This is a genomic window from Pseudomonas sp. KH_021 (genome assembly GCF_057838865.1).
The window spans coordinates 891,979-909,377 of record NZ_CM174477.1; the positions used below are offsets into that span (position 1 = coordinate 891,979).

At 59.6% G+C, this 17,399-nt stretch carries 17 protein-coding genes; 10 read left to right on the top strand and 7 right to left on the bottom strand.

The window, feature by feature from the left end:
* Window positions 1-18: 18 nt before the first annotated feature.
* Window positions 19-1,365: a tryptophan--tRNA ligase gene (locus AC3IX4_RS04250; RefSeq protein ID WP_489259384.1), complete on the top strand. Its 1,347-nt coding sequence runs from the start codon at window positions 19-21 to the stop codon at window positions 1,363-1,365.
* A gap of 87 nt (window positions 1,366-1,452) precedes the next feature.
* Window positions 1,453-2,547, top strand: a complete 1,095-nt coding sequence (gene zapE / locus AC3IX4_RS04255; RefSeq protein WP_489259385.1) for a cell division protein ZapE — start codon at window positions 1,453-1,455, stop codon at window positions 2,545-2,547.
* Window positions 2,548-2,664: 117 nt separating this feature from the next.
* On the opposite strand, the gene AC3IX4_RS04260 is transcribed toward zapE, so the two are convergent.
* Together AC3IX4_RS04260 and AC3IX4_RS04265 are read right to left on the bottom strand one after the other, a co-directional pair.
* Window positions 2,665-3,561, bottom strand: coding sequence for a GlxA family transcriptional regulator (locus AC3IX4_RS04260; protein ID WP_489261204.1), 897 nt, complete (start codon window positions 3,559-3,561; stop codon window positions 2,665-2,667).
* A gap of 216 nt (window positions 3,562-3,777) precedes the next feature.
* Entirely contained in the window at window positions 3,778-4,818 is a 1,041-nt protein-coding gene (locus tag AC3IX4_RS04265; protein ID WP_489259386.1) for an NADP(H)-dependent aldo-keto reductase, read from the bottom strand.
* A gap of 247 nt (window positions 4,819-5,065) precedes the next feature.
* Between AC3IX4_RS04265 and rplM the strand changes: the two genes are divergently transcribed.
* The 8 genes from rplM to AC3IX4_RS04305 all read left to right on the top strand — a co-directional run bounded on the left by rplM (window position 5,066) and on the right by AC3IX4_RS04305 (window position 11,237).
* Entirely contained in the window at window positions 5,066-5,494 is a 429-nt protein-coding gene (gene rplM / locus AC3IX4_RS04270; RefSeq protein WP_166568140.1) for a 50S ribosomal protein L13, read from the top strand.
* A 14-nt stretch (window positions 5,495-5,508) separates the two neighbouring features.
* Window positions 5,509-5,901, top strand: coding sequence for a 30S ribosomal protein S9 (gene rpsI / locus AC3IX4_RS04275; protein ID WP_489259387.1), 393 nt, complete (start codon window positions 5,509-5,511; stop codon window positions 5,899-5,901).
* A gap of 287 nt (window positions 5,902-6,188) precedes the next feature.
* Entirely contained in the window at window positions 6,189-6,782 is a 594-nt protein-coding gene (petA, locus tag AC3IX4_RS04280) for a ubiquinol-cytochrome c reductase iron-sulfur subunit (protein ID WP_489259388.1), read from the top strand.
* Window positions 6,782-7,993, top strand: a complete 1,212-nt coding sequence (locus AC3IX4_RS04285; protein ID WP_489259389.1) for a cytochrome b — start codon at window positions 6,782-6,784, stop codon at window positions 7,991-7,993. Before petA ends, AC3IX4_RS04285 begins: the two co-directional genes overlap by 1 nt.
* Window positions 7,993-8,775, top strand: coding sequence for a cytochrome c1 (locus tag AC3IX4_RS04290; RefSeq protein ID WP_489259390.1), 783 nt, complete (start codon window positions 7,993-7,995; stop codon window positions 8,773-8,775). Before AC3IX4_RS04285 ends, AC3IX4_RS04290 begins: the two co-directional genes overlap by 1 nt.
* A gap of 202 nt (window positions 8,776-8,977) precedes the next feature.
* Window positions 8,978-9,595 carry a glutathione S-transferase N-terminal domain-containing protein gene (locus AC3IX4_RS04295; protein ID WP_489259391.1) on the top strand — a complete coding sequence of 206 codons (618 nt, stop codon included), beginning with the start codon at window positions 8,978-8,980 and terminating at the stop codon, window positions 9,593-9,595.
* Between the two features lie 15 nt (window positions 9,596-9,610).
* Window positions 9,611-10,045 carry a ClpXP protease specificity-enhancing factor gene (locus AC3IX4_RS04300; protein ID WP_489259392.1) on the top strand — a complete coding sequence of 145 codons (435 nt, stop codon included), beginning with the start codon at window positions 9,611-9,613 and terminating at the stop codon, window positions 10,043-10,045.
* A gap of 88 nt (window positions 10,046-10,133) precedes the next feature.
* Window positions 10,134-11,237, top strand: a complete 1,104-nt coding sequence (locus tag AC3IX4_RS04305; protein WP_489261185.1) for an IS110 family RNA-guided transposase — start codon at window positions 10,134-10,136, stop codon at window positions 11,235-11,237.
* Window positions 11,238-11,610: 373 nt separating this feature from the next.
* On the opposite strand, the gene AC3IX4_RS04310 is transcribed toward AC3IX4_RS04305, so the two are convergent.
* The 5 genes from AC3IX4_RS04310 to arcA all read right to left on the bottom strand — a co-directional run bounded on the left by AC3IX4_RS04310 (window position 11,611) and on the right by arcA (window position 17,374).
* Complete coding sequence (locus AC3IX4_RS04310; protein WP_489259393.1) at window positions 11,611-13,122, bottom strand: sigma-54-dependent transcriptional regulator; 1,512 nt, start codon at window positions 13,120-13,122, stop codon at window positions 11,611-11,613.
* Window positions 13,123-13,678: 556 nt separating this feature from the next.
* Window positions 13,679-14,038, bottom strand: a complete 360-nt coding sequence (locus tag AC3IX4_RS04315) for a DUF5064 family protein (protein WP_489259394.1) — start codon at window positions 14,036-14,038, stop codon at window positions 13,679-13,681.
* 59 nt (window positions 14,039-14,097) lie between these two features.
* Window positions 14,098-15,027: a carbamate kinase gene (gene arcC / locus AC3IX4_RS04320; RefSeq protein WP_489259395.1), complete on the bottom strand. Its 930-nt coding sequence runs from the start codon at window positions 15,025-15,027 to the stop codon at window positions 14,098-14,100.
* Window positions 15,028-15,037: 10 nt separating this feature from the next.
* Window positions 15,038-16,048 carry an ornithine carbamoyltransferase gene (locus tag AC3IX4_RS04325; protein WP_489259396.1) on the bottom strand — a complete coding sequence of 337 codons (1,011 nt, stop codon included), beginning with the start codon at window positions 16,046-16,048 and terminating at the stop codon, window positions 15,038-15,040.
* A 69-nt stretch (window positions 16,049-16,117) separates the two neighbouring features.
* Window positions 16,118-17,374: an arginine deiminase gene (gene arcA, locus AC3IX4_RS04330; RefSeq protein ID WP_489259397.1), complete on the bottom strand. Its 1,257-nt coding sequence runs from the start codon at window positions 17,372-17,374 to the stop codon at window positions 16,118-16,120.
* Window positions 17,375-17,399: the final 25 nt, after the last annotated feature.

Here is a 17,399-nt window from a genome sequence, read left to right on the forward strand (position 1 = left end):
ACTGACAAGCGATAAGCCATGACCACTCGTATCCTGACCGGCATTACTACCACCGGCACGCCGCACCTGGGCAACTACGCAGGCGCCATCCGCCCGGCCATTGTTGCCAGCCGCCAAAGCGACGCCGACTCGTTCTATTTCCTGGCCGACTATCATGCGCTGATCAAGTGCGATGACCCGCTGCGCATTCAGCGCTCGCGTCTGGAAATCGCCGCGACGTGGCTGGCGGCCGGCCTGGATGTCGATCGCGTGACCTTCTACCGCCAGTCCGATATCCCGGAAATCTCGGAGCTGACCTGGTTGTTGACGTGCGTCGCTGCCAAGGGCCTGCTCAATCGCGCCCACGCCTACAAGGCGTCGGTCGACAAGAACGTCGAGAACAACGAAGACCCGGATGCCGGCATCACCATGGGGCTGTACAGCTACCCGGTGCTGATGGCCGCGGACATCCTGATGTTCAACGCCCATAAGGTGCCGGTTGGTCGGGACCAGATCCAGCACGTGGAAATGGCGCGTGATATTGGCCAGCGCTTTAACCACCTGTTCGGCCAGGGCAAGGAATTCTTTGTCATGCCTGAAGCGCTGATCGAGGAAAGCGTGGCGACCTTGCCAGGCCTGGACGGTCGCAAGATGTCCAAGAGCTACGACAACACCATCCCGCTGTTCTCCAGCGCCAAGGACATGAAGGACGCGATTTCGCGGATCGTGACCGACTCGCGCGCACCGGGCGAGCCGAAAGACGCCGACAACTCCCACCTGTTCACCCTGTTCCAGGCGTTCGCAACCACCGAGCAGTCTGCTGAGTTCCGTGGCGAGCTGATGCAAGGGCTGGGTTGGGGCGAGGCCAAGGCGCGCCTGTTTACGCTGCTGGACGGCGAGCTGGGCGAGGCGCGCGAGCGCTATTACCAGTTGATCGAGCGCCCGGCTGATCTGGAAGACATCCTCCAGGCTGGCGCCCAGAAGGCCCGCAAGGTAGCGAGTCCGTTTCTCAATGAGTTGCGCGAAGCCGTAGGCCTGCGTTCGTTCCGCAGCCAAGTGCAAACCGCTGCCGGCACCAAGAAGAAAGCCGCCAAGGCCGCGCGCTTTGTCAGCTTCCGTGAAGATGACGGCAGCTTTCGTTTCCGCCTGCTGGCCGCCGATGGCGAGCAACTGCTGCTGTCGCGCAGCTTTGCCGATGGCAAGGCGGCTGGCGCGGTGACCAAGCAACTGCAGCAAGGTGGCGAACTGGACCTGCGCACCGAAGGCGAAGGTTTCAGCCTGTGGCTCGATGGCCAGTGCGTGGCAGACAGCCCGGCCTTTGCCGACGGCACTGCCTGTGAAGCGGCCATGGCCACATTGCGCGCAGCCTTGCAGCCTCAGGACTAATCGACGGGTTGTCGAAAGGTCTGATTGCCATTATCCAGGGCCGTCGCTACAGTGTCGGCCCGCTTTTGTTGCCCTGTATAACGAATTATGACGCCCCTAGAACGATACCAAGCCGACCTCAAACGCCCCGAATTCTTCCATGATGCCGCGCAAGAAACGGCCGTGCGTCATTTGCAGCGCCTGTACGACGATCTGGTCGCGGCGCAAAACAACAAGCCGGGTGTGTTCGGCAAGTTGTTCGGCAAGAAGGAGCAGGCGCCGGTCAAGGGCTTGTACTTCTGGGGTGGGGTAGGACGGGGCAAAACCTATCTGGTCGACACCTTTTTCGAAGCGCTGCCGTTCAAGCAGAAAATGCGCACGCACTTTCACCGCTTCATGAAGCGCGTACACGAAGAAATGAAGGGCCTTAAGGGCGAGAAAAACCCGCTAACCCTGATCGCCAAGCAATTTAGCGAAGAAGCGCGGGTTATCTGCTTCGACGAATTCTTTGTCTCTGACATCACCGATGCCATGATCCTTGGCACGCTGATGGAAGAGCTGTTCAAAAACGGCGTAACCCTGGTAGCGACCTCCAACATTGTGCCAGACGGTCTGTACAAGGACGGCCTGCAGCGTGCGCGGTTCCTGCCAGCCATTGCGTTGATCAAGCAGAACACCGACATCGTCAACGTCGACAGTGGCGTCGACTACCGGCTGCGTCATTTGGAGCAAGCCGAGCTGTTCCACTTCCCGCTCGACGAGGCGGCGAACGAAAGCCTGCGCAAGAGCTTCAGGGCGTTGACGCCCGAGTGCACGGCAGCCGTTGAAAACGATGTGCTGATGATCGAAAACCGTGAGATTCGTGCCGTGCGCACCTGTGACGACGTGGCCTGGTTCGACTTCCGTGAACTGTGCGACGGCCCGCGCAGCCAGAACGACTACATCGAACTGGGCAAGATCTTCCATGCGGTGCTGCTCAGCGACGTCAAGCAGATGGGTGTGGCCACCGATGACCTGGCCCGTCGCTTTATCAACATGGTCGACGAATTCTACGACCGCAACGTCAAGCTGATCATCTCGGCCGAGGTCGAGCTCAAGGACCTGTACACCGGCGGTCGCCTGACCTTCGAGTTCCAGCGCACCCTGAGCCGCTTGCTGGAGATGCAGTCGCACGAGTTCCTGGCGCGCGCGCACAGGCCTTAAATCATGATGCACCGCGGCGTAGCCATCGCGACGGTTCGGCGCCCCGACAAGCTCTGCTCCTACACGGGCCTGTAGGAGCAGAGCTTGCTCGCGATGAGCGCGCCGCGGTTTGCCTGATCAGGCCGCCTGCACGAACTGTTGGCGATACTGGTTCGGTGACAGTTCGGTGTGCTGGCGAAACAGGCGGGCAAAGAAGCTGGCATCGTCGTAGCCCACTTCATAGCTGATGGTCTTGATGCTCTTGCGGGTCCCTGAGAGCAATCCCTTCGCCGTTTCGATGCGCAGCCGCTGCAGGTAGTGCAGGGGTTTGTCGCCGGTGGCAGTCTGGAAGCGGCGCATAAAGTTGCGGATGCTCATGCCATGATCGCGGGCCACGTCTTCGAAGCGGAACTTGTCGGCGAAATGCTCCTCCAGCCATTGCTGGATCTGCAGGATGATCAGGTCCTGATGCAGCTTCTGCCCACCAAACCCCATCCTTCCCGGTGTGTAGCTGCGCTGAACCTCGTAGAGGATGTCGCGGGAGACGGCCTGGGCGACGTTGGCGCCGCAGAAGCGTTCGATCAGGTAGATGTAGAGATCGCACGCCGAGGTGGTGCCGCCAGCGCAATACAGGTTGTCGGCATCGGTCAGGTGCTTGTCCTGGTTGAGCTGAATGTTCGGGAAGCGCTCCTCGAAGGTCTTGAAGAACCGCCAGTAGGTGGTTGCTTCCTTGCCGTCGAGCAAGCCGGCCTCGGCCATCCAGAACACTCCGCTGGCCTCGCCGCACAGTACCGCGCCACGGGCATGCTGCTGGCGTAGCCAGGGCAGGACCTGTGGGTAGCGACGGCACAGGATGTCGAAGTCTTCCCAGAATGCCGGCAGTACAATCACGTCGGCATTGCCGAGTTCGCCGTCGACCGGAATGATCACATCACTGAAGCTGCGAACCGGTTCGCCGTCGGGGCTTACCAGGCGAGTCTCGAAGACCGGGGTAAGGCCCTGGCCCGTTTGCTTGCCGTAGCGCAGGCTGGCCAGGTGGAAGAAATCCTTGGCTTGCATCAGTGTGGAAGCAAACACTTTATCGATGGCCAGGATGCTGACGCGTCGCAAGGACGCCGTATTCGGATTCAACGTCATTTCTTTATTCTTATAGGGGATAGTGGTCAATGCACGGCTGGATCGTCTTATTTTTTGGCGCAAGTGTCCAGTACCGATGCATCGAGGGGCCGTGGCCCCTCGATCGACCCTGGCTTATGGCGCGGGGTTGGGTTGTTGCTGGTGGATGCCTTCCAATGCGCTGAGCACTTCTTCACTGAGGGTGAGCTCGGCGCTGGCCAGGTTGCTCTCCAGCTGTTCGAGAGAGGTGGCGCCGATGATATTGCTGGTCACGAACGGCTGCGCGGTCACATAGGCCAGGGCCATCTGTGCCGGGTCCAGGCCGTGCTCACGGGCTAGTTCGACGTAACGGCTGCACGCTGCCACCGCTTGCGGGTTGGAATAGCGCTGGAAGCGGCTGAAGAGGGTCAGGCGGCTATTGGCAGGGCGCGCACCGTGTTCGTATTTGCCAGACAGCATGCCGAAGGCCAGGGGCGAGTAGGCCAGCAGGCCGCACTGTTCGCGAATGGCGACTTCCGCCAGGCCCACTTCAAAGCTGCGGTTGAGCAGGTTGTAGGGGTTCTGAATCGAGACCGCCCGTGGCCAGCCGCGACTTTCGGCCAGCTGCAGGAACTTCATGGTGCCCCAAGGCGTTTCGTTGGACAGCCCGATATGGCGGATCTTGCCGGCCTTGACCTGTTCGTCGAGGACTTGCAGCGTCTCTTCCAGCGGTGTGAACTCATTGTCGGCCTGGTGTTGGTAGCCCAGTTTGCCGAAGAAGTTGGTGCTGCGTTCCGGCCAGTGCAACTGGTAGAGATCGATCCAGTCGGTTTGCAGGCGCTTGAGGCTGGCGTCCAGCGCGGCGACGATGTGCTGGCGGTCATGCTTGAGCTGGCCGTCGCGAATATGGGCGATGCCATTGCCTGGGCCTGCGATTTTGCTGGCCAGGACCCAGTCGGCGCGGTCGCCCTGGGCCTTGAACCAGTTGCCGATAATGCGCTCGGTGCTGGCGTAGGTTTCGGGGCGAGGCGGCACCGGGTACATTTCGGCGGTGTCGATAAAATTGATGCCGGCGGTCTTGGCCCGTTCGATCTGCGCAAACGCCTCGTCCTGCTCGTTCTGTTCGCCCCAGGTCATGGTCCCCAGGCACAAGGCACTGACGGAAATATCGGTGCGGCCGAGCTTGCGGTAGTCCATTTGCATCTCCCTAAAGGCAAAAGTCCATAAAAGCAGGTTGATATTTTTTTCGCAATCTGGATAATCGTGCAGCTCTCTGTGGTGGGAGTGATGCCCCGCCTCAAGAAGAATCTTGCCGTGTACCGGACGCGCTGACCCGAGCCCCCGATAGCGTCTGTATCCGGCTGCCTTTGACTTGTCAAAGTAAGCACTATTCAGTAAGATCCGCCGTCTTAATTTTGCTGGGCGGCCCCTGAGGCTATAGAGAATGAAAACTTTTACTGCTAAACCGGAAACAGTAAAGCGCGACTGGTTCGTCGTTGACGCTGCTGGTCAGACCCTGGGTCGTCTGGCCACCGAAATCGCCAGCCGTCTGCGTGGCAAGCACAAGCCTGAGTACACCCCTCACGTTGACACCGGCGACTACATCGTCGTGATCAATGCTGAGCAGGTACGTGTTACTGGTGCCAAAACCACTGACAAAATGTACTACTCCCACTCCGGTTTCCCAGGCGGCATCAAGGAAATCAACTTCGAGAAGTTGATCGCCAAAGCCCCTGAGCGCGTGATCGAGACCGCGGTTAAAGGCATGCTGCCGAAAAACCCGCTGGGTCGTGACATGTACCGTAAGCTGAAAGTCTATGCGGGCGCTGCACACCCTCACGCTGCTCAGCAGCCCCAAGAACTGAAGATTTAACGGAATAGTTCATTATGTCGGCGACTCAAAATTACGGCACTGGCCGTCGCAAGACTGCAACCGCACGCGTTTTCCTGCGTCCGGGCACTGGTAACATCTCCATCAACAACCGTTCTCTGGACGTGTTCTTCGGTCGCGAAACTGCCCGCATGGTAGTTCGTCAGCCGCTGGAACTGACCGAGACCACCCAGAAGTTCGACATCTACGTCACCGTTATCGGTGGTGGTGTCAGCGGTCAAGCCGGCGCAATCCGCCACGGCATTACCCGCGCTCTGATGCAGTACGACGAATCCCTGCGTGGCGCACTGCGCAAAGCGGGCTTCGTGACTCGCGATGCACGTGAAGTAGAGCGTAAGAAAGTGGGTCTGCGTAAAGCGCGTAAGCGTCCGCAGTACTCCAAGCGTTAATTCGCTGCTACATTCAAAAGAGCCCGATCCTCAAAAAGGATCGGGCTTTTTTTATGGGCAAATGAAAAAGAACTAGTATGGACATCAGCATTATCCGCACATTGAATGTGGCAACTTGCCGCATGGTCGAAACCCACGTGCTATAAGGGGTGCAGCCGTTGGTCACTGGTAATTACCTTGAAAAAACAAGGGCTTTTATTTACCATTCGGCAGTTTTTCAGCAGTTCAGAAAATAACCAAGTAGATGCCTGATTCAACAGGCCATAAAGCTGATGGGAGAGGACTGAATGAGCAATGACGGCGTGAATGCAGGCCGGCGTCGCTTCCTCGTAGCGGCCACGTCCGTGGTGGGTGCTGCAGGAGCGGTGGGGGCTGCGGTCCCGTTCGTGGGGTCATGGTTCCCGAGTGCCAAGGCAAAGGCTGCCGGTGCACCGGTGAAGGTCAATATCAGCAAGATCGAGCCGGGGCAGCAAATGATTGCTGAATGGCGCGGTCAGCCGGTGTTCATTGTTCGTCGAACCGAGGAAATCCTCACCAACCTGACCAAGATCGAAGGCCAGCTGTCCGATCCCGAATCCAAGAATTCGGTCCAGCCTGAATACGTTGATCCCAAGGTTCGCTCCATCAAGCCTCAAGTCCTGGTCCTGGTTGGCTTGTGTACTCACCTGGGCTGTTCGCCGACCTTCCGTCCAGAAGTGGCCCCGGTGGACTTGGGCAAGGATTGGGTCGGTGGCTATTTCTGCCCTTGCCACGGCTCCCACTATGACCTTGCAGGTCGCGTCTACAAGTCGCAGCCGGCGCCCCTGAACCTGCCGGTTCCTCCGCACAACTACGAGTCGGATGACCTTATCGTTATCGGCGTCGATCAGGAGAAAGCGTGATGAGCAAGTTCATGGATTGGGTAGATGCCCGCTTCCCCGCGACCAAAATGTGGGAAGACCACCTCAGCAAGTATTACGCGCCTAAAAACTTCAACTTCTTCTACTTTTTCGGCTCCCTGGCCCTGCTGGTGCTGGTCAATCAGATCGTCACTGGCATCTGGCTGACCATGAGCTTCACCCCGTCGGCCGAAGAGGCGTTCGCCTCGGTCGAATACATCATGCGTGACGTCGAATACGGCTGGATCCTGCGTTATCTGCACTCCACCGGCGCTTCGGCGTTCTTCGTCGTGGTGTACCTGCACATGTTCCGTGGCCTGCTGTACGGCTCCTATCAGAAGCCTCGCGAGCTGGTCTGGATCTTCGGCATGCTGATCTACCTGACGCTGATGGCCGAGGCGTTCATGGGCTACCTGCTGCCGTGGGGCCAGATGTCCTACTGGGGCGCCCAGGTGATTATCTCGCTGTTCGGCGCCATTCCGGTGATCGGCGGCGACCTGACTCAGTGGATCCGTGGCGACTACCTGATCTCCGGCATCACCCTGAACCGTTTCTTCGCCTTGCACGTGATCGCGCTGCCGATCGTGATCCTGGGCCTGGTGGTGCTGCACATCCTGGCGTTGCACGAAGTGGGCTCGAACAACCCTGACGGCGTCGACATCAAGAAGCACAAGGACGAGAACGGCATCCCGCTCGATGGCATCGCCTTCCACCCGTACTACACGGTGAAGGATATCGTCGGTGTCGTGGTGTTCCTCTTCGTGTTCTGCGCCGTGGTGTTCTTTTTCCCGGAAATGGGCGGCTACTTCCTCGAAAAGCCGAACTTCGAGCAAGCCAACGCCTTCAAGACGCCTGAGCACATTGCGCCGGTCTGGTACTTCACGCCGTTCTACGCAATCCTTCGGGCGATACCGGACAAACTGCTTGGCGTGATTGCCATGGGCGCGGCGATTGCTGTGCTGTTCGTGCTGCCGTGGCTGGATAGAAGCCCGGTCAAGTCCATGCGCTACAAGGGCTGGCTCAGCCGAATCTGGCTGGTGGTGTTCTGCATTTCCTTTGTCATCCTCGGCATCCTCGGGGTATTGGCGCCAACGCCAGGTCGTACCTTGCTGTCACAGGTCTGTACCTTCCTGTACTTCGCCTACTTCATTCTGATGCCGTTCTACACCAGGCTCGAGAAGACCAAACCGGTTCCGGAAAGGGTGACTGGCTGATGAAAAAACTATTCGCAGTTTTGATGCTTGCAATGTTGCCTGCCCTGGCTTTCGCCGCTGGCGAGCACGGTCCTGAGCTGGACAAGGTCGATATCGACGTGGCCGACAAGGCCGCCATGCAGGATGGCGCACGTACCTTTGCCAACTACTGCATGGGCTGTCACAGCGCCAAGTTCCAGCGCTATGAGCGTGTGGCAGACGACCTGGGTATCCCCCATGAGCTGATGCTTGAAAAGCTTGTGTTTACGGGGGCCAAGATCGGTGACCACATGACGATCGGCATGCAACCGGCAGACGCCAAGGCCTGGTTCGGCGCAGCACCGCCCGACCTGACCCTGGTTGCGCGGGTACGAGGTACCGACTGGCTGTACAGCTACCTGCGCTCTTTCTATGAAGACCCAACGCGTCCATGGGGGGTCAACAACAAAGTGTTCCCCAACGTCGGCATGCCAAACGTACTGGTAGGCCTGCAAGGTCGCCAGGTGGTGGGCTGCAAACAGGTCCAGACCGTGGCCGATGGCAAGAAGCAATACGACCCTCTGACCGGCAGCCCGTTGACCCATGAGGCCTGTGATCAGCTGACCATCGTGCCAAAATCCGGTACCCTGAACGAGGAGCAGTTCGATGAGAAGGTCAAGAATCTGGTGACCTTCCTGGCTTATTCGGCCAACCCGGTCAAGCTGCAGAGCCATCGCATCGGCACCTATGTGCTGTTGTACCTGGCTTTCTTCTTCGTATTCGCATATCTGTTGAAACGCGAGTACTGGAAAGACGTACACTGATCAGGTTGCACGATGTACTGTTGATTGCACGCGCCCTGGGGCGTCTCTGAACAGTAGCGAGCCTGGAACAGGCAAATGGGCCGCACCGGAGTGATCCGGTTCGGCCCATTTGGCACTCTGGTCCGGCAATTCGTTACAGGAGCGCCCACAGGGCGCGTTTGTATTTGGTTTTTCATAATTTTTATACGCGAGGAGGACCGCCATGGGCGTGACCAACCGGTTGGCCTGTTACTCCGACCCCGCCGACCACTATTCTCATCGGGTGCGCATCGTTCTCGCCGAGAAGGGTGTCAGCGCTGAAATCATCGATGTCGCCGCGGGCACTCAGCCGCGCAAACTGATCGAAGCCAACCCTTATGGCAGCGTCCCGACGCTGGTTGACCGTGATTTGGCCTTGTATGAGTCCACGGTAGTCATGGAATACCTGGACGAGCGCTATCCGCATCCGCCACTGTTGCCGGTATACCCGGTGGCGCGCGCCAACAGCCGTTTGCTGATACACCGCATCCAGCGCGACTGGTGTGCACTGGTGGACCTGATTCTCGACTCCAGGACCAAGGAAGCTGCCCGCGTCCAGGCCCGTAAGGAGCTGCGCGAAAGCCTCACCGGCGTATCGCCGTTGTTTGCCGACAAGCCTTTTTTCCTCAGTGAGGAGCAAAGTCTTGTGGATTGTTGTCTATTGCCAATCCTTTGGCGTTTGCCCAAGCTTGGTATTGAACTGCCGCGGCCAGCCAAGCCGTTGCTCGATTACATGGATCGTCAGTTTGCGCGTGAGGCCTTCCAGGCAAGCCTCTCTGCCACTGAACGTGATATGCGTTAGGTTTTAGGAGCCAAGATGAACTCCAGTCGTCCCTATCTGGTGCGCGCGCTCTACGAGTGGATCGTAGACAATGATTGCACGCCGCATATGTTGGTCAATGCGGAATTCCCCGGTGTACAAGTACCCCAGGGGTTCGCCAGCGATGGCCAGATCGTGTTGAACGTTTCACCCACCGCTGTGCGTCAATTGCACATGGACAACGAAGCGGTCAGCTTCGAGGGTCGCTTCGGTGGCGTCACCCATTCGCTCTACGTGCCCAGCGCTGCGATCCTGGGGATTTATGCCCGCGAGAACGGCCAGGGCATGGTTTTCGAACTGGAGCCGCCGATCAGCGATGATGACGAGCTCGAGTTTGAAGAAGACGGCCAGGGTGGTGATGACACCGACCCGCCGCCCGGCAACGAGCCTCCACGTCCAAGCGGCCGCCCGAGCCTCAAGGTTGTGAAATAACCCGTAATTACATGGACTCGCCCCAACCGAGGCGTCTATGCGCCACGGTGGCATCTATAAAGAAGCCAACGACAGCGAGGGCGAGCCCATGAAAAAGCATACGACCAACAATCACTCTTTGTCTTCAGCCGACCTAGCAACCTGTTCGACCGTCTCGGTAGATCTTGCCAAGAGGGTCTTCCAGGTGGCCGGGGAAAACGCCCTGGGCCAAGTGGTGTACGAGGACCGAATCAAATCGCGCGAAGCCTTCCAGGCGTTTCTTCGCCAACTGCCCATGAGCGTCATGGTGCTGATGGAAACAGGCCCAGGCGCTCAGGCATGGGCGCGGTTGCTGCAGGCCCAAGGCAACCCGGTGCGGATCCTGCCTGCGCAGCATGTGGCCGATCATCGCAGCGGGCCGAAGAATGATCGCAACGATGCACATGCGATCTTGCGGGCGGGTCGAGATAGTCGGATTGTCTCAGTGCCGGTCAAAAGTGCCGCGGCGCTGGCCATGCAGGCACTGCATCGCGCCCGCCAGGGCTATGTGCGGCGGCGCACGGCCATGGGTAATCAGATGCGTGGCTTGCTGCTCGAGCATGGCGTGGCCTTGGCGCAAGGTGAGGCGGCGATCAGCCGGGTGGTGCCGCGGATACTCGAGGATGCCACCCAGCCGCTGCCGGATCTGCTGCGCGAGCTGATTGCTGAGCTGCTCGGCGAATGGAGCCAGTTGGGCGAGCGCGTCAGCGTATTGACCGGCCGGCTGGAAACGGCTGCACAGCAGGATGAGACGGCAAAAAGGTTGATGACGGTGCGTGGCATCGGTCCGATCATCGCCACCGCGCTGCTGGCCAAGCAGGTCGAGCCTGAGCGCTTCGCCAACGCACGCCAGTTTGCCGCCTACTTTGGTTTGGTGCCCACTCAGCACAGCAGCGGACAGAAAATCCGGCTGGGCAAGATGAGCAAGCAGGGCGACGCCTACCTACGCAGCCTGGCGATCCAGGGCGCGCATGCGGTCTTGAGACAGGTGCGGCCTGATTCGGAACAACCCGATGACCGGCGCTTGCTGCGCTGGCTGTGTCGCTTGGGTCGCAAGGAAACGGCCGTCCGATTGGCCAACCGTACCCTACGCATCGTCTGGGTATTACTGAAAACCGAGCAGACCTATCGTCGCCACATGGGCAATGTCCAGGAGGCGACGATGAGTCACTGATCGACAGAGTTCTGCCACCGGGGCGTTAAAGCGCTCCAACCCTTGCTAAAGAACATTGACCCCAGGTCAGACCGTCGCGGATTGATGCCTGTGCTCCTACTGGCCCTTGAGGCCTTAACGTAATTGGCATACCGCGAGCTTATTGAATGTTGGCCAGAAGCCGATCAGGCTTCCTCGAGTAGGCCTTATACATAGATGCAGCCGGGTAGCAGTGTTCAAAAGCGGGTTGATAGTGGGGGCGAGTCCATACATAGGAGCAAGGCTTGCCTGCGATGGCCGCGCCGCCGTACATCAAGGCAAACCGCGTTGCCTTCATCGTAGGCAAACCGCGGTGCATTCATCGCGGGTAAACCCGGCTCCTACAGCCAAGAGATCAGTTGTTTTTGTTGGCAATGCCGTACTTGCGAAGCCGATGGGCGATGGCCGTGTGCGAGGTTTGCAGGCGGCTAGCCAATTGGCGGGTCGAGGGGTAGCTGACGTAGAGCTTTTCCAGCAGCGCTTTTTCGAAGTTCTCCACAGCCTGCTCCAGGCTGCCAACCTCGCCGTCGTTCTGTCGGGCCACCGAGGTGCCGGCGATATCCAAGTCCCCAATATCAACCAGGCTGCTTTCGCAAATCGCGGCGGCACGGAATATCACGTTTTGCAATTGGCGCACGTTGCCGGGCCAACGGTTGTCCAGCAGCGCCGGATAGGTGCCGGGCGCCAGGCGGCAAACCGGGCGTTGGATCTGGGTGCAGGCCTGTTGCATGAAATAGCGCGCCAACATCAGGATGTCCTGGCCGCGTTCACGCAACGGCGGTACTTCCAGGTTGAGCACATTGAGTCGATAGAACAGGTCTTCGCGAAAGCTGCCCTCGGCCACCATCTTTTCCAGATCGCGGTGAGTGGCGCTGAGAATGCGCACATTGACCTTGATCTCGCGATCGCCCCCCACCCGTCGGAAGCTGCCGTCATTGAGGAAGCGCAGCAGTTTGGCCTGCAGGTAAGGGGACATCTCGCCGATCTCATCGAGAAACACCGTTCCTTCGTTGGCCAGCTCCATCAGCCCTGGCTTGCCGCCGCGCTGGGCGCCGGTAAAGGCGCCCGGGGCATAACCGAACAGCTCGCTTTCGGCCAGGCTTTCGGGCAAGGCTGCGCAGTTCAAGGCGAGAAAAGGTGCGCTGTGGCGGGCGCTGATGGCATGGCTGGCCCGGGCCACCAGCTCTTTGCCGGTACCGGTTTCGCCATGGATCAACAGCGGCGCGTCCAGCGTTGCCACCCGTTGCGCCCGAGCCTTGAGGGTGCGGATCGGAATCGAGTCGCCCAGCAGGGCATCGAAACCTTCGGCGTGGTCGTGGTGCAAGGCTGACAGCCGTTCGCCGATGCGATTGGGCGGATACAGGGTCAACAGGGCGCCGGCGTCGGTGATGGGGGTGGCGTCCAGCAACAGGGTCTGGCCGTTGAGCAGCACTTCGCGCATGGGCAGGTGAAAGCCTTGATCCAGCAAGGCCCCGAGCAGGTCGGGGTCGGCAAACAGATCAGCCACCGAGACACCGGTTGGCTCCTGGCCATACAGTGCGATCAAGGCGGGGTTGGCCAGCAGCACGTTGCCACGGCTGTCCAGTGCCAGCACCGGGTCGGTCATCGCCGCCAGCAAAGCCTCCAGCTGCAGGTGACGACGCTGTCCGGGCAGAATGTCGACCACCGTCACGGCCTGCACGCCATGCACGCTGAGCAGGGCGTCATGCAGCTCCTCAAGCACCAGCGGGCTCAGGGTCGGGGCATCAATATAGACGTTCGGGGGGACCATCTCGACCGCATCCAGGTTGAGATTACGTGCACCCAATAGGGCGAGCACTTCCTGGGTGATGCCGACGCGGTCGATGAAGCTGACGTGGATACGCATGGGGTGCTACGGGTTCCGGGACAGCAGGGGCGGCAAGTATGCCTTGTCCGGGCGGATTGGTGAATTGATTCGCTTGTAGGAGCTGGGTTTACCCGCGATGGCCATAGGTATCTACACAATTCTGGGGCAGCGCGGCTCTTGTAGCCGCTGCCGAGGTACGAGGCTGCGATCGGCGGCGAAGCCGTCGTAAATTCAGGCCCTTCGGTGTGCCTGATGGATTACGGTCTCAGGTTTTACGGCCGCTTCGCTGCCGATCGCAGCCTCGTACCTCGTCAGCGGCTACATTCGTAGCAGTAGACGAGTTCAGCGAGGCCAGGTCCGGGGACGTAGTCCTCGCAAAGCCTGTACTCGCGGTGTATCTGAATACTGAAGTGCCAGGTTTTACGACTGCTGCGCAGCCGGACGTGGCCTCGTTCTACTCGTCCACTGCTACGAAATGCAGTACACCAAAAGATGTGTAGATACCTATGCCGCGATGGCATCACCGCGGTCTAGATGGCATTCACCGCGATTTATCCGGCTACGGCGGTGATTTCATCGCGAGTAAACTCTGCTCCTACGCCAGGTGTTCGGGATCTACTGGGTCGCCGGATTTTACGTCCAGTTGCTTGCGCACATCCTCGAACATCTCGTCGTAATACTTGTGCATCGAGCCGATGCTGGCGGATTTCGGCATGCCGTATTTCTGGGCGATGCGGGTGGCGTGGCGGGCGAAGTCGAAGGCCTGGTCCTTGGGCAGGAAAAACGACTCTTCCACTTCTTGTTTTTCAACGGAGCCATGCAGGCGAAACTCCATGCCTTTGCCTTCCTTGGGGTCCTGTACGACGTGATAGTCGATGCTAAGGTTGTAGCTGAAGTCATCCTTGTTCAGTGCGTGGCGCTCCATATGTAAATGACCGGGTTCGAACTGGGCCATGGCCTGTGCTCCTTCAGCGAAAGGGGGAGGGCGGGCCGCACGCGACCCGCCTCGAAGGTTCAACGATAGCTGATCCCCGGCTTGGCTGTGCTGACACGGGTACCGGCGGTGCCTTTGACGATGTCCTCAATGTCGGCCAGTGAGCCAATCACCGCGACCTTGCCGGTATGACGGGCAAACTTGCAGGCAGCCTGGACTTTCGGCCCCATGGAGCCTGCGGCGAAACCTAGCTGTTCGAGCTCGTCGGGGTGGGCCTGGGCAATGGCTTTCTGGGTTGGTTTGCCCCAGTCGACGAACGCAGCAGCCACGTCTGTGGCGATCACCAGCAGGTCGGCATCGAGCTGTTCGGCCAACAGCGCCGAGCACAGGTCTTTGTCGATGACGGCTTCAACCCCTTCGAGCTTGCCGGGCTGGCTGTACAGGGTGGGAATCCCGCCGCCGCCCGCGCAAATCACGATGCTGCCTTTCTCCAGTAGCCATTTGATAGGGCGAATCTCAAAGATGCGCTTGGGTCTGGGGCTGGCCACCACGCGGCGGAACGTGTCGCCATCGGCTGCAATCGCCCAGCCTTTCTCCTTGGCCAGGCGCTCGGCCTCTTCCTTGCTGTAGACCGGGCCGATGGGCTTGGTCGGGTTCTGGAAGGCCGGATCCTTGGCGTCCACTTCCACCTGGGTCAGCAGGGTGGCGAATGGCACCTCGAAATCCAGCAGGTTGCCCAGTTCCTGTTCGATCATGTAGCCGATCATGCCTTCGGTCTCAGCGCCCAGCACATCCAGTGGATAAGGGCTGACCGAGGTGTAGGCGGCCGCCTGGAGCGACAGCAGGCCCACCTGCGGCCCGTTGCCATGGGCCACCACCAATTGGTTGCCAGGGTAGATCTTGGCGATCTGCTCGGTGGCGATGCGGATATTGGCGCGCTGATTGTCAGCGGTCATCGGCTCGCCTCGACGCAGCAGGGCGTTACCGCCCAATGCAACAACGATACGCATGATGATGTCCTTACAGGTCGGCCAGGGTCGATACCAGGATCGCCTTGATGGTGTGCATGCGGTTTTCCGCCTGCTCGAAGGCAATGCAGGCCGGCGACTCAAACACGTCGTCGGTCACTTCGATGCCATTTTTCAGGTGCGGGTATTGCTCGGCGATCTGTTGGCCGACTTTGGTATCGGAGTTGTGAAAGGCGGGCAGGCAGTGCATGAACTTGGTTCGTGGGTTGCCGGTGGCCTTCATCATGTCGGCGTTGACTTGATAGGGCAGCAGTTGCTGGATACGTTCGGCCCAGGCTTCAACCGGCTCGCCCATCGACACCCAGACGTCGGTGTGGATGAAATCCACGCCTTTGACGGCCTGTTTCGGGTCTTCCGTCAGGGTAATGCGGGCGCCGCTTTCCTCTGCATATTGCTTGCAGCGTGCCACCAGGTCGTCATGGGGCCACAGGGCTTTCGGGGCGGCGATACGCACGTCCATGCCAAGCTTGGAACCCACCAACAGCAGCGAGTTGCCCATGTTGTTGCGTGCATCGCCCAGGTAGGCGTAGCTGATTTCATGGATTGGTTTGTCGGCGTGCTCACGCATGGTCAGCACATCGGCAATCATCTGGGTCGGGTGGTATTCATCGGTCAGGCCGTTGAACACCGGCACGCCGGCGAACTTGGCCAGTTCTTCAACGACTTCCTGCTTGAAACCCCGGTACTCGATGGCGTCGTACATGCGCCCCAGCACACGGGCGGTGTCTTTCATGCTCTCCTTGTGGCCGATCTGCGAGGAGTTGGGGTCGATATAGGTCACGTTGGCGCCTTGGTCATAGGCGGCCACTTCGAAGGCGCAGCGGGTACGGGTGGAGGTTTTTTCAAAGATCAGGGCGATGTTGTTGCCCTTCAGGTGCTGTTGTTCGGTGCCGGTATATTTGGCCCGCTTCAAATCGCGAGACAGGTCCAGCAGGTAGCGCAGTTCGCGAGGGGTATGGTGTTCCAGGCTTAGCAGGTTACGGTTATGAATATTGAACGCCATGATGATGCTCCTTGGATTCGGTGATCGCCCCGCAGGTGCCGGGTAGGCGCCTGCGAGGGGGATGGTCGTCTAGTAGTCGATAGGGTCGCGGATGATCGGGCAGGTCATGCAGTGGCCGCCGCCGCGGCCGCGGCCCAGTTCACCGGCACTGATGGTGATGACCTCTATGCCGGCCTTGCGCAGCAGGGTATTGGTGTAGGTGTTGCGGTCGTAGCCGATGACCACGCCGGGCTCCAGGGCCACCACGTTGTTACCGTCGTCCCATTGCTCGCGCTCGGCGGCGAAGCTGTTGCCGCCGGTTTCCACGACGCGAAGCTTGGGCAGGTTGAGGGATTCGGCGACCACCTCGATGAAGGGCTTGTTCTCTCGGCGCACGTCCATGCCATAAGGCTTGCTCTCGTCCTTGCGGATCACGAACGGCACGATTTCCTTGACCACTTCCGGGAAGACGGTGACCAAGTCGCGGTCGCAGAAGCTGAACACGGTGTCCAGGTGCATCGCCGCGCGGGACTTCGGCAGGCCGGCCACCACGATTTTTTCCACGGTGCTCCTGGCAAACAGCGACTGCGCCAGTTGGGCGATGGCCTGGCGAGATGAGCGCTCGCCCATGCCGATCAGCACCACACCATTGCCAATCGGCATCACGTCGCCGCCTTCCAGAGTAGCCGCGCCATGATCCTTGTCGGGGTCGCCGTACCAGACTTCAAACTCAGCCCCGGTGAACGCGGGGTGGAACTTATAGATAGCGCTGGTCAGCAGGGTTTCCTGGCGGCGTGCCGGCCAGTACATCGGGTTGAGGGTTACCCCGCCGTAGATCCAGCACGTGGTGTCGCGGGTGAACTGGGTATTGGGCAATGGTGGCAATACGAAGCTTGAGTGGCCCAGGTAGTCGCGGTACATCTTGATCACACTGGCGCCTTCGCTTTCAGGCAGGTCTTCACCGGCCACGCCACCGATCAAGAATTCCGCCAGCTTGCGTGGCTCCAGGCCCTCAAGCCAGCTACGCACTTCGTTGCTCAAGCCGACACCGACGCTGTCGGGGGTAATCTTGCGATCCAGAATCCATTTCAGCGCTTCAGGGTTCTGGACGGTTTCGGTCAGCAGGTTGTGCATCTCCAGCACTTCCACGCCACGCTCGCGCATCTTGGTGACAAAGTCGAAGTGGTCGCGCTTGGCCTGGTTGACCCAAATCACATCGTCGAACAATAGCTCATCGCAGTTGCTCGGCGTCAGGCGCTGGTGGGCAAGGCCTGGCGAGCAAACCATCACTTTGTGCAGTTTGCCGGCTTCTGAATGAACGCCGAACTTAACTTTTTCCGTGGACATTTTTCATCTCCTCCAAAGTGTCGAA